Source organism: Klebsiella electrica (assembly GCF_006711645.1).
Taxonomy (GTDB): domain Bacteria; phylum Pseudomonadota; class Gammaproteobacteria; order Enterobacterales; family Enterobacteriaceae; genus Klebsiella; species Klebsiella electrica.
In genome coordinates, this window is the sequence record NZ_CP041247.1 from 1,998,965 (window position 1) to 2,011,909 (window position 12,945).

11 protein-coding genes are annotated in these 12,945 nt (G+C 57.6%); 6 read left to right on the top strand and 5 right to left on the bottom strand.

The genetic code is table 11. The features are described from left to right. Nucleotides 1-117: 117 nt before the first annotated feature. The gene (gene yoaE, locus Electrica_RS09475; protein ID WP_141964349.1) at nt 118-1,677 is read left to right on the top strand and encodes a CNNM family cation transport protein YoaE; all 1,560 of its coding nucleotides are present in this window, start codon (nt 118-120) and stop codon (nt 1,675-1,677) included. Nucleotides 1,678-1,690: 13 nt separating this feature from the next. On the opposite strand, the gene Electrica_RS09480 is transcribed toward yoaE, so the two are convergent. The 4 genes from Electrica_RS09480 to pabB all read right to left on the bottom strand — a co-directional run bounded on the left by Electrica_RS09480 (nt 1,691) and on the right by pabB (nt 6,981). Further along, the gene (locus Electrica_RS09480) at nt 1,691-3,301 is read right to left on the bottom strand and encodes an EAL domain-containing protein (protein ID WP_131047790.1); all 1,611 of its coding nucleotides are present in this window, start codon (nt 3,299-3,301) and stop codon (nt 1,691-1,693) included. Between the two features lie 122 nt (nt 3,302-3,423). Further along, nucleotides 3,424-4,788: an L-serine ammonia-lyase gene (gene sdaA, locus Electrica_RS09485; RefSeq protein WP_100682341.1), complete on the bottom strand. Its 1,365-nt coding sequence runs from the start codon at nt 4,786-4,788 to the stop codon at nt 3,424-3,426. Between the two features lie 255 nt (nt 4,789-5,043). Further along, nucleotides 5,044-5,622, bottom strand: a complete 579-nt coding sequence (locus Electrica_RS09490; RefSeq protein WP_100682342.1) for a CoA pyrophosphatase — start codon at nt 5,620-5,622, stop codon at nt 5,044-5,046. A 3-nt stretch (nt 5,623-5,625) separates the two neighbouring features. Next, on the bottom strand, nt 5,626-6,981 hold the full coding sequence (gene pabB / locus Electrica_RS09495; RefSeq protein WP_141964350.1) for an aminodeoxychorismate synthase component 1: 1,356 nt from the start codon (nt 6,979-6,981) through the stop codon (nt 5,626-5,628). An 88-nt stretch (nt 6,982-7,069) separates the two neighbouring features. Here pabB and Electrica_RS09500 point away from each other — a divergent pair, with 88 nt between their 5' ends. After that, nucleotides 7,070-7,255, top strand: coding sequence for a YoaH family protein (locus Electrica_RS09500; RefSeq protein ID WP_004863886.1), 186 nt, complete (start codon nt 7,070-7,072; stop codon nt 7,253-7,255). Here Electrica_RS09500 and Electrica_RS09505 read toward each other — a convergent pair whose 3' ends face one another. Further along, nucleotides 7,256-7,600 (bottom strand): RidA family protein, encoded by a 345-nt coding sequence (locus Electrica_RS09505; RefSeq protein ID WP_100682344.1) that lies wholly within the window; start codon nt 7,598-7,600, stop codon nt 7,256-7,258. Nucleotides 7,601-7,731: 131 nt separating this feature from the next. On the opposite strand from Electrica_RS09505, the gene Electrica_RS09510 reads away from it, so the two are divergent. The 4 genes from Electrica_RS09510 (at nt 7,732) to fadD (ending at nt 12,918) form a co-directional block, all read left to right on the top strand. After that, a complete protein-coding gene (locus Electrica_RS09510) occupies nt 7,732-9,642 on the top strand; it encodes an ATP-dependent DNA helicase (protein WP_100682345.1) in 1,911 nt (636 codons plus the stop codon). A gap of 67 nt (nt 9,643-9,709) precedes the next feature. Then, entirely contained in the window at nt 9,710-10,405 is a 696-nt protein-coding gene (gene tsaB, locus Electrica_RS09515; RefSeq protein WP_141964351.1) for a tRNA (adenosine(37)-N6)-threonylcarbamoyltransferase complex dimerization subunit type 1 TsaB, read from the top strand. 38 nt (nt 10,406-10,443) lie between these two features. After that, a complete protein-coding gene (locus Electrica_RS09520) occupies nt 10,444-11,025 on the top strand; it encodes a Slp family lipoprotein (protein WP_131047793.1) in 582 nt (193 codons plus the stop codon). A gap of 207 nt (nt 11,026-11,232) precedes the next feature. After that, nucleotides 11,233-12,918 (top strand): long-chain-fatty-acid--CoA ligase FadD, encoded by a 1,686-nt coding sequence (fadD, locus tag Electrica_RS09525; protein ID WP_141964352.1) that lies wholly within the window; start codon nt 11,233-11,235, stop codon nt 12,916-12,918. Nucleotides 12,919-12,945: the final 27 nt, after the last annotated feature.

The following is a 12,945-nucleotide window of genomic DNA, read 5'->3' on the forward strand; positions in this document are numbered from 1 at the left end:
TTTCACCTTCTGGCATTTTTCTGCCGCCGCTACCTGCTACGCTTTTGTACCCGCAACGATTGTCTCTGCCGTGCGTGACATCGCGATGACTCCGTCTGTCGTTAACTGGAGTAACTCATGGAATTCTTAATGGATCCCTCTATCTGGGTCGGTTTATTGACGCTGGTCGTCCTCGAAATCGTGCTCGGTATCGACAACCTGGTCTTTATCGCCATCCTCGCGGATAAACTGCCGCCGAAACAACGGGACAAAGCCCGTCTGATCGGCCTGTCGCTGGCGCTGTTTATGCGTCTGGGGCTGCTGTCGGTCATTTCGTGGATGGTGACCTTAACCAAACCGCTGTTCAGCATTGCGGATCTCTCTTTTTCCGGGCGCGATCTCATCATGCTGCTCGGGGGGATATTCCTGCTGTTTAAAGCGACCACGGAACTGCATGAGCGGCTGGAAAACCGCCAGCACGATGCCGGACAGGGTAAAGGTTATGCCAGTTTCTGGGTGGTGGTATTACAAATCGTCGTACTTGACGCCGTATTCTCGCTGGATGCCGTGATTACTGCGGTCGGGATGGTTAACCATCTGCCGGTGATGATGGCGGCAGTGGTGATTGCGATGGCGGTGATGCTGTTGGCTTCGAAGCCGCTGACCCGTTTTGTGAACCAGCATCCGACGGTCGTGGTGCTCTGTCTGAGCTTCCTGCTGATGATCGGCCTGAGCCTGGTGGCTGAAGGCTTCGGTTTCCATATTCCGAAAGGATATCTGTACGCCGCTATTGGCTTCTCGATAACCATTGAGTTCTTCAACCAGATAGCACGACGTAACTTTATTCGTCACCAGTCGACGCTGCCGTTACGCGCACGCACGGCTGACGCTATTCTGCGCATGATGGGCGGGCGCAAACAGCACGCCGTGAGCCACGATGGCGAGAGCCCGGCGCCGGTTCCGGTCCCGGAAGGAGCATTTGCGGAAGAAGAACGCTATATGATTAACGGCGTCCTGACCCTGGCGCAGCGTTCATTGCGCAGCATTATGACGCCGCGGGGGGAAATCAGCTGGGTGAACGCGGAGCAGAGCGAAGAAGAAATTCGCCGCCAGCTGCTCTCTTCGCCGCATAGCCTGTTCCCGGTGTGCCGGGGCGAGCTGGATGAAATCATCGGTATCGTGCGGGCCAAAGAGATGCTGGTGGCGCTGGAGGCCGGTGAGAACGTCGCGGCATTAGCCTCGGCTTCGCCGGCAATCGTGGTCCCGGAAACGCTGGACCCTATCAATCTGCTGGGTGTGCTGCGTCGTGCCCGCGGTAGCTTCGTCATTGTGACTAACGAGTTTGGCGTGGTGCAGGGGCTGGTGACGCCGCTGGATGTCCTCGAAGCTATCGCCGGTGAATTCCCGGATGCCGATGAGACGCCGGAAATCGTTGCCGATGGCGACGGCTGGCTGATTAAAGGATCAGCCGATCTGCACGCTTTACAGCAAGCTGTGGGGCTCGATGACCTCGTCAATGAAGACGAAGACATCGCCACGGTTGCCGGGCTGGTGATTGCGGTAAACGGTCATATCCCGCGTACCGGCGATGTTGTTGAGCGGGCGCCGCTGCAGTTTACCGTTATGGAAGCGAACGCCTATCGCGTCGATCTGGTACGGGTAGTAAAAACGGTGCCTGACAACCAGGAAGAAGAGTAACCTTCCGGTTTGCTCAGACTGACCGGCCGGTCTCCTCGGGAGATCGGCCGGTTTTATTATCCCTCATCGCCTCGATCTGACGCCGGGCGGCCAGCCACTGCGGGAAGTCTTCAACCGGCATCGGCCTGGCATAGTGAAATCCCTGCAGGATATCAACGCCGTGGTGCCGTAAATATTCGGCCTGCAGCGGGGTCTCCACGCCTTCTGCCACCGTCACAATATTCAGCCGGTGCGCCAGCGCAATAATCATATCCGTTACCGTGGCATTCACGCTGTCGATACCGATAGCGCTGGTAAAGGATTTATCTATTTTCAGCACGTCAGGCCGCAGTTTTTCCAGCCATGAGAGCGAGCTGTTGCCGGTGCCAAAGTCATCGATAGCCAGATATACCCCCCTGAAATGCAGATGTTCCGCCATGTGGTGATCGCCGTCCTGAAGTACGTCCCGCTCGGTGAGTTCGACGACCAGCTGCTGCACCGGGTAGGCGCTGAACCAGAGTTTATGCAGATCGCGCAGCAGTTCGCCATCGGCAAAATGGCGGGCCGCGACATTAATCGAAATATGAAAATGTTTATCATGGGGGAATAGCGACAGCTGGCGTGCGGTTTCGGCAATGACATAGCGGGTAAGGGGAACGATCAGGTTGTAGCCCTCGGCGATCGGAATGAACACATCCGGCGAGATGTTTCCCCGCCGCGGATTGTTCCAGCGCAGCAAAATCTCGACGCCGGTGCATTTTTCCGAATGCAGGTCTTTCAACGGTTGACACCACAGCGTGAATTCGCGGGCGCTGATGCCGAGGCTGATCTCCCGGGAAAAACTCATCCTGCCCGCGGTCGCCAGCCAGGCGATTCCGGTCATCAGTAAACTCAGGATCAGCGCCAGCGGCAGTTCGCCCGGCAGTTCGTTAAGAGCAAGCGCTGAAGCGCCGGGACCGCTGACGTTGATGGTAAAAGGAAACTGCGTCGAATGTTGACGGTATATCACGGACTCGCCGGGAAGCGCCGGGTGATCCACCACCCCGGTCCCGCTGATAAAGCTCTTTGCACCGACGTTCAGTCCAACACCGGTAATCAACGGTGATTTTGCGTTGAGAATTAACTCTCCCAGTAGCTCAATATTGATGATCATCATCACGCCGTCGGCGCTATTGAAAACGGAGGGATACCATTGAATTAAGACCGGAGAGCCGACCAGCAGCGTGTTATCGGTTGAAAAAGTCAGCAGCGCCTGCTGGTTTGGCAGCTCGGGTTGCAGCTTATGAATAGCGACATTGCGGTCGCCAAAGATGCTGGAGCAGTAGAGAATACTCGATTTAACCAGGACGATTGAACGCACGGTCTGTAGCGAGGCCGCCAGTTTACGCAGCGGCAGACGCACATCCTGGCAAGGTTGCCCCACCAGCTGAAGCAACGAAAGCTGTTGCTCCGCCAACGGGCGTAAGATTTTATCCATCGCCACCACCATTTTATTGGTGGTCATCTGGACACGCTGCTGATTTAAACTACGCTGTGAAATAAATCGGACCACCAGCGTGGTCGTCAACGTCAGGAGCGCAACAATTAAACAAATGACAACCCGCTTACGACGGTATGTCGAAATGACCTTTTGTGCATTTTGCATGCGCGACACCCTGTCGACTCTATGTGATGAGTAGAATAACAACCGCCATTGAGCAAGTGTAGTGGGTGTAAATAAATAACAGAGAAAAATGCGCCCGGAAGGGCGCATTCTATGGGGAGAGTTTAGTCACACTGAACTTTGATCGCCAGACCACCGCGAGAAGTTTCGCGATATTTGGCGTTCATGTCTTTACCGGTCTCATACATGGTCTCAATAACTTTATCGAGAGAGACGCGCGGTTCGCTGGTACGACGCATGGCCATACGTGCGGCGTTGATCGCCTTCACTGAGGCAATGGCGTTGCGTTCGATGCACGGAACCTGAACCTGGCCGGCCACCGGGTCGCAGGTGAGACCCAGGTTATGCTCCATCCCGATTTCCGCCGCGACACAAACCTGTTCCGGGCTGGCGCCAAGCAGTTCGGCAAGACCGGCGGCTGCCATGGAGCAGGCCACGCCCACTTCGCCCTGACAGCCGACTTCCGCGCCAGAAATAGAGGCGTTCATCTTGTACAGGGTACCCACGGCGCCGGACGCCATAAAGTAGCGAATATAAATATCCGGGCTGACCGATTCGATAAAGTGATCGTAGTAGGCGAGCACCGCCGGGACGATACCGCAGGCGCCGTTTGTCGGGGCCGTCACCACGCGTCCGCCGGCGGCATTCTCTTCATTCACGGCCAGGGCGAACATATTCACCCAGTCAACGACATTCATCGGGTCGTTTGACAGCTTGTCGCTGGCCACCAGCAGTCGACGCAGGGCAGAGGCGCGACGAGGGACTCGCAGCGGGCCGGGCAGCACGCCTTCGGTGTTCATCCCGCGATCGATACAGGCGCGCATGGTCTGCCAGACGTGAGCAAAATAGTCTTCAATCTCTTTTTTGCTGTGTAGCGCCAGCTCGTTTTGCATCACCATACCGGAGAGCGACAGCCCGGTCGCTTTGCAGCAGGCCAGCATCTCCTGCGCCGATTTGAACGGGTAAGGCACGCACAGTTCGTCGGTGCTTTCTTTGCCGAAGTGCTCTTCGTCGACGATAAAACCGCCGCCAATCGAGTAGTACGTTTTGCTGTAGATCTCTTTGTCGCCCGTCCAGGCATGAATCGTCATACCGTTCTCGTGCAGCGGCAGATTGTCGCTACGAAAACGCATGCCGTCATCCGCCGGGAAATCCACTTCATGCTGCCCTTGCGCCAGCAGCAGACGTCCGCGGGTTTCAACGTCGCGGATAAATGCCGGTATCGCGTCAATGTCGACCGTATCAGGCTGATTGCCCGCCAGTCCCATAATAATGGCGATATCCGTATGGTGGCCTTTGCCGGTTAATGAAAGTGAGCCGTAGACATCGACTGCCACGCGGGTCACTTCATTAAGCAATCCCTTTTCGACCAGGTCATCGACGAACTGTTTCCCGGCCTTCATCGGGCCTACAGTATGGGAAGATGAGGGACCAATCCCCACCTTGAACATGTCGAATATACTAATCACGATAATACTCCTGACAGGGTTACCGCAGCGGCGGTAACGATGTGATAACTGCGCATAGTGTAAGAGGGAACCGAACCATCAGCTTAACTATTCACATGAATTAAACTAATGGATAACGGTGAATTTACTAATGCTGAGAGCGCATTCTCATTTTGAGTATATACCCGAAATACACCGCCCGATGGCCGGGATGGCGACCGGGCTGAAATGAGGGGGCGGCCGGAATTTCAGCCGCCTCAGGCATAATGAAGAAAACTAAGGTTTAGTCCCGATTTGCAGCGCCAGCTCGCGAATAATGCCGGCGGTCATTCCCCAGACAAAATAGTGCTGATACCACGACAGCCAGACGCGATGCGAGTTGCCCCGGCGGTGAATGTCCAGCGGATGATAGCGCCCCAGACGCAGCGCTTCAGCGAGCGGCATCTCGAACACAGCGGCGACCTCATCCTGGCTGGCGTGATAGTGGAGATTTGGCGGAATGATGCCGACCACCGGCGTGACCTGGAAGCCGGTCACGCTGTCTACCGGCGGCAGCACGCCGATAATCTCGACCGCTTCGGGGGGAATGGCGACCTCTTCCTGCGCTTCACGCAGTGCGGCGGCAATCAGCGTGGCATCGGTAGCATCCACGGCGCCGCCGGGGAAGGCAACCTGACCGGCGTGTTTGCGCAGCCGCGGCGAGCGTTGGGTCAACAGCAGCCCCGGCTGCGGACGACGAACGATAGGCACCAGCACCGCCGCCTGACGCTGATTCAGCGCATTGCGCGAGGGCTGCGGGCGCAGTAATTGAAAACGGGAAAGAAAGTCGTCCAGCTCAAGGGCGCCATCCGCCATGTTCTAGCTCTCCAGTTGTTGCAAAATTCGATTAACTTTATCAAACGTTTCCTGATATTCGGCCGCTTCTTCGCTGTCCGCCACGATGCCGCCGCCAGCGGAACAGTACAGCTGACCCTGCCAGGCCGTCAGCGTGCGAATAGTAATACTGGTATCCATATTGCCACACAGGCTCAGATAGCCGATACTGCCGCACCACGCATTGCGGCGCTGCGGTTCGAGCTCATCGATTATCTGCATCGCCCGCACTTTGGGCGCGCCGGTAATTGACCCGCCGGGGAAAGCCGCACGCAGCAGGTCGCTTCCGTGCAGATGTTCCGGCAGCCGGGCGGTAATGGTACTCACCAGATGGTGTACCGCCGGGAACGGCTCAACTACAAACAGCTCCGGGACCCGTACGCTGCCGGCTTCGGCAACCCGACCGATATCATTGCGCATCAGATCGACAATCATCAAATTCTCCGCCCGATCTTTAGGCGAACGGGCCAGCTTCTCAGCCTGGCGGGCGTCCTGCTGCGGATCGGCCAGACGCGGCAGCGTGCCCTTAATCGGGCGGGTCTGAATCTCGCCCTGGTGAAGCCGGATAAAACGTTCCGGCGAAAGGCTGAGTACGGCGCCATCCGGCAGACGAATAAAGGCGCTGAACGGCGCGCGATTGGCGCGGTTCAACTGGCAAAATGCCTGCCACTCATCGCCGCAGTAGCTGGCCTGAAAGCGCTGAGCCAGGTTGACCTGATAGCAGTCGCCGCTGTGCAGCCAGGCCTGCACCTGACGAAATTTTTCGCCATACTGTTCGCGGCTCATATTGGAGCGCCAGGCGGACGTCAGCGCAAACGGGGCGGTTGGCGCGGCACACTGCGCCTGCAGCCACCGCAGGCGGGCGTGCGGATCGCCATAGCTGAGCAGCGACACTTCGCCGCGCTGGTGGTCGACAATCAGCGCCCAGTCATAGATACCGACGGCCATATCCGGCAGCGCGATATCCGCGGCGGCGTAAGCGGGCAGGGATTCAAAACGGCGTCCCAAATCGTAGCCGAATAACCCCAGCGCGCCGCCGAGGAACGGCAGATGGGGATGGGCCTGCGGCTTTAACCCGCAGCGATCCAGCTGTGTCTGCAACAGCGCCAGTGGGTCGGCCGTGGAACGGCTCTGGGTCTGGCCGTCATCCACCACGGTTGTCTCGCCGTGGGTCAGCAGCGTCATGAGCGGATCGGCGACGATAATGTCAAAACGGTTATGCGGATGGTCAGCAAAACCAGAATGCAGCAGCATTGCCCACGGGGCTGTGCTTAAAGGAGTAAAGTAACGCTCGGCAGCATCCGGGTGCCATGGCAGGGTAATAATAGCGGGGGACAACATCTTCCTCGATCCTAATCGTCACCGTCCTCTGGAAAATCAGGCGGGCGGCATGAAATAATTACGCCACACAATGTAGCAGGAGTGAGTCATGTTTGCAGGTTTACCTTCGCTGAGCCACGAGCAGCAGCAAAAAGCGGTAGAACGTATTCAGGAGCTGATGGCTAACGGGATGAGTAGCGGTGAAGCTATTGCGCTGGTCGCGAGCGAACTGCGCGCCACGCATACCGGTGACCGGATCGTAGCGCGCTTTGAAGATGAAGACGAAGACGAGTAATTACACCGCGGCGATAATTTTAATTTCGACTTTGTATTCAGGCTTCATCAACGCGGCCTGAACGGTGCAGCGTACCGGGGCGTGACCGGCGACTACCCAGGCGTCCCAGGCTTTATTCATGGCGGCAAAATCGCTTTTGTCCGCGAGGAAAATGGTGGCATCAAGAATACGCGACTTGTTGCTACCCTGTTTTTCCAGCACGGCGTCAATCTGCGCCAGGGTATTCGCGGTTTGCTCACAGGCATCCGCATCCAGGTTGGCCGGTACGCCGGTGTAGTAAAGGGTCTGGTTGTGGATGACGACATCTGACCAGCGGGCTTGCGCATCGATACGCGTAATTGTCATTTTCATTTCCTTCGGTTTTATTCCATCAGACAGCGGCAAGACTGCCATAATGTTCTGCCCACGTCACTACCCGGGCTGGTGAAACGACGCCCTCCCTGACATAATCACTGTCCAAATAACCAGGGGGCATTGTGATCGACGATTTTGCAGCAGATGGCCAACTGGCCAACGCGATTCCGGGATTTAAACCACGCGAACCGCAGCGCCAGATGGCGGTGGCGGTGACCCACGCCATAAAAGAGGCGCGGCCGCTGGTGGTGGAAGCCGGGACCGGTACCGGGAAGACATACGCCTACCTGGCGCCGGCGCTGCGCGCCAACAAAAAGGTGATCATCTCAACCGGTTCGAAAGCGTTGCAGGATCAGCTGTACAGCCGCGACCTGCCGACGGTGGCCAAAGCGCTGAATTTCACCGGCAGGCTGGCGCTGCTGAAAGGGCGGTCCAATTACCTGTGCCTTGAGCGTCTTGAACAACAGGCTCTGGCCGGCGGCGATCTGCCGGTGCAAACCCTGAGCGACGTCATTTTGCTGCGATCCTGGTCTAATCAAACCACCGATGGCGATATCAGCACCTGCGTCAGCGTCGCCGAAGACTCTCAGGCCTGGCCGCTGGTGACCAGCACCAATGATAACTGCCTCGGCAGCGACTGCCCGCTGTACAAAGATTGCTTCGTCGTCAAAGCGCGTAAAAAGGCGATGGATGCCGACGTGGTGGTGGTTAACCACCACCTTTTTCTTGCCGATATGGTGGTGAAAGAGAGCGGTTTCGCCGAGCTGATCCCCGAAGCGGAAGTGATGATCTTCGATGAAGCCCATCAGCTGCCGGATATCGCCAGTCAGTATTTTGGCCAGTCGCTCTCCAGTCGTCAGCTGCTGGATCTGGCGAAAGACATCACTATCGCCTACCGCACCGAGCTAAAAGATACCCAGCAGCTGCAAAAATGCGCCGACCGGCTGGCCCAGAGCGCGCAGGATTTCCGCCTGCAGCTCGGCGAGCCCGGCTATCGCGGCAACCTGCGCGATCTGCTGGCGGACAGCAACATTCAGCGGGCGCTGCTGCTGCTCGATGATGCGCTGGAGCTGTGCTATGACGTGGCAAAACTGTCTCTGGGACGCTCGGCGCTGCTGGATGCCGCCTTTGAACGCGCGACGCTCTACCGGGCGCGACTGAAGCGACTGAAAGAGATCAACCAGCCGGGCTTCAGCTACTGGTATGAATGCACTTCCCGCCACTTTACCCTGGCGCTGACGCCGTTGACGGTGGCCGAAAAATTTAAAGAGGTGATGGCGCAGAAGCCGGGGAGCTGGATTTTTACCTCCGCAACGCTGTCGGTCAACGACGATCTTCGGCATTTCACCGCGCGCCTTGGCATCGAAGAGGCGGAATCGCTGCTGCTGCCCAGCCCGTTCGATTACGCACATCAGACGCTGCTCTGCGTGCCGCGCAACCTTCCGCTGCCGAATCAGCCCGGCGCCGCGCGACATCTGGCCGCGATGCTCAAACCGCTGATTGAAGCTAACGACGGCCGCTGCTTTATGCTGTGCACCTCGCACGCGATGATGCGCGATCTGGCGGAGCAGTTCCGCGCCACCATGACCTTACCGGTTCTGTTACAGGGTGAAACCAGTAAAGGGCAGCTGTTACAGCAGTTCGTCAGCGCCGGCAACGCTCTGCTGGTGGCGACCAGCAGCTTTTGGGAAGGGGTGGATGTGCGCGGCGATGCGCTATCGCTGGTGATTATCGATAAGCTGCCGTTTACCTCACCGGACGATCCGCTGCTGAAAGCGCGAATGGAAGACTGTCGCCTGCGCGGCGGCGATCCGTTTGACGAAGTCCAGCTACCGGATGCGGTCATTACGCTGAAACAGGGGGTCGGGCGCCTGATCCGCGATATCGACGATCGCGGGGTGCTGGTAATTTGCGACAACCGGCTGGTGATGCGTCCCTATGGCGCCGTGTTCCTCGCCAGTCTGCCGCCAGCGCCGCGAACCCGCGATATCCGCCGGGCGGTGCGTTTCCTCGCCGTGCCGCCAGCGAGGTAATCTGGCGCAAAATGTGGTAAGCTGCGCGCCATTTTGTCAATCTGCTAGAGCGAGAGCGCGACAACTCATGCGAATTTTGGCTATCGATACCGCCACGGAGGCCTGCTCCGCGGCGCTGTGGAATGATGGCACCCTTTGTGCTCATTTCGAAATTTGTCCCCGTGAACATACCCAACGTATTCTGCCGCTGGTGCAGGATGTCCTGAACGAAAGCAATGTCTCACTGAGCGATCTGGATGCGCTGGCCTTCGGCCGCGGACCTGGCAGTTTTACCGGCGTGCGCATTGGCATAGGCATTGCTCAGGGGCTGGCGCTGGGGGCTGAACTGCCGATGATTGGCGTATCGACCCTGGCCACCATGGCGCAGGGCGCATGGCGTAAAACCGGCGCAACCCGCGTACTGGCGGCCATCGACGCCCGAATGGGCGAAGTGTACTGGGCTGAATACCAGCGCGATGAGCAGGGCGTCTGGCACGGCGAAGAGAGCGAAGCGGTACTGAAGCCTGACGCCGTTCGCGAACGTCTGCAACAGCTGGACGGCAGCTGGGCAACGGTAGGGACCGGCTGGCAAGCCTGGCCCGACCTGGCGCAGGAGACTACGCTGGTCTTAACCGACGGCGAGGTGATGCTACCGGCGGCGGAAGACATGCTGCCGCTGGCCTGCTACCTGCTGGCCGCCAGGAAAATCGTAGCCGTAGACCAGGCCGAACCGGTTTATTTGCGTAACGACGTGGCGTGGAAGAAACTTCCTGGCCGGGGATGAATCTCAGTAAACATAAGACTGAGAGAAGGAGTCGCATCATGGCGGGTCAAAACAAAGCAGTACGTTGGTTATTAGCGGGCGCCGTTGCCGTCGCGTTAAGTGGATGCGTGTCGGTGCCGGATGTGATTAAAGGCTCCAGCCCGACGCCGCAGCAAGATTTAGTTCGGGTCATGGCGGCGCCGCAGCTCTATGTTGGCCAGGAAGCCCGCTTCGGCGGTAAAGTCGTCAACATCCAGAATCAACAGGGTAAAACCCGTCTGGAAATCGCCACCGTTACGCTGGACAGCGGCGCGCGGCCTGAGCTGAACGAAGCGTCACGCGGGCGCATCTTCGCCGATGTGAACGGCTTCCTCGACCCGGTTGATTTCCGCGGCCAGTTGGTGACCGTCGTTGGCCCGATTACCGGCGTCGTGGACGGTAAAGTCGGCAGCACGCCGTACAAATTTATGCTGATGAATGCCACTGGCTATAAACGCTGGAACGTAGTGCAGCAGGTGGTTATGCCGCCGCAGCCTATCGACCCGTGGATGCTCGGCCCGCGCCCCTGGGGTTACGGTTATGGCAGTTGGGGCTGGTACAACCCGGGCCCTGCGGAAGTCAGAAGTGTTGTAACTGAATGATTTTGTAGTTTTGTAAGCTAAAAGAAACAGCGGCTTGTCCGCTGTTTCTTTATTTTTGGACTGATAAGAAAAATAAATAGTGACGCGCTTCGCAACCTGTAAAACGGCTAATTAATAAACTGGTACGCTGAGTTAATATAATGTTAACAGAATGTTTGTTGATCAGGGGCTGTGATGACGACGAATAACTATTTCAGAGGTGATGCAGTGAAAAAGGTTTGGCTAAACCGCTATCCCGCCGATGTTCCGGCGGAGATCAATCCTGACCGCTACCAATCCCTGGTTGAATTATTTGAACATGCCACCACGCGCTATGCCGACCAACCGGCGTTTATCAACATGGGCGAGGTAATGACCTACCGGAAGCTGGAGGAGCGCAGCCGGGCATTCGCCGCTTATCTCCAGCAGGGGCTGGGGTTGCAGAAGGGCGATCGCGTCGCGCTGATGATGCCTAACCTGTTGCAATATCCCATCGCGCTCTTCGGCATTCTGCGCGCGGGGATGATTGTGGTGAACGTCAATCCGCTGTATACGCCGCGCGAGCTTGAACATCAGCTCAATGACAGCGGGGCGACGGCGATTGTAATCGTCTCCAACTTCGCCCATACCCTGGAGAAAGTGGTCGGGAAAACCCAGGTGAAGCATGTGATCCTGACCCGGATGGGCGATCAGCTCTCAACGGCCAAAGGCACCCTGGTGAACTTCGTGGTGAAGTACATCAAGCGCCTGGTGCCGAAATATCACCTCCCTGATGCCATCTCTTTTCGCAGCGCGCTGCACGCCGGCTACCGTATGCAGTACGTTAAACCCGACATTGTCTGTGAAGATCTGGCTTTCCTGCAGTACACCGGCGGCACCACCGGCGTGGCGAAGGGGGCAATGCTCACCCACCGCAATATGCTGGCTAACCTTGAACAGGTGAATGCCACCTACGGGCCGCTGCTGCATCGTGGGAAAGAGTTTGTCGTGACGGCGCTGCCGCTGTATCACATTTTTGCGCTGACCATGAACTGCCTGCTGTTCATTGAACTCGGCGGCCAGAACCTGCTGATTACCAACCCGCGTGATATCCCGGGGCTGGTGAAAGAGCTGGCAAAATACCCGTTTACCGCGATGACCGGGGTCAATACGCTATTCAACGCCTTGCTCAACAACAAAGAGTTTCAGCAGCTCGATTTCTCCTCTCTGCATCTTTCCGCTGGCGGCGGTATGCCGGTGCAGCAGGTGGTGGCCGAGCGGTGGGTTAAGCTCACCGGACAGTATCTGCTGGAGGGCTATGGCCTGACGGAGTGCGCGCCGCTGGTCAGCGTTAACCCGCATGATATTGACTATCACAGCGGCAGCATCGGTTTGCCGGTTCCGTCGACCGAAGCGAAGCTGGTGGACGATGATGATAATGACGTGCCGACGGGCATGCCCGGAGAGCTGTGTGTCAAAGGGCCGCAGGTGATGCTGGGCTACTGGCAGCGTCCCGATGCGACCGCAGAGATCATCAAAAACGGCTGGCTGCATACCGGCGATATTGCGGTGATGGATGATGAAGGCTTTTTGCGCATCGTCGATCGCAAAAAAGATATGATTCTGGTCTCCGGGTTTAACGTCTATCCGAACGAAATCGAAGATGTGGTGATGCAGCATTCGGGCGTGCAGGAGGTGGCTGCCGTTGGCGTACCGTCGGGCAGCAGCGGTGAAGCGGTGAAGATTTTCGTCGTGAAGAAAGACGCGACGCTGACCGAAGAGGCGCTGATCGCCTTCTGCCGCCGCCAGCTGACCGGATATAAAGTACCGAAACTGGTTGAATTCCGTGATGAACTGCCGAAATCCAACGTGGGTAAAATTTTACGGCGAGAACTGCGTGACGAAGCCCGCGCTAAAGTAGACAATAAAGCCTAAGGTATACGAGAGTCGCCAGACGCCGGC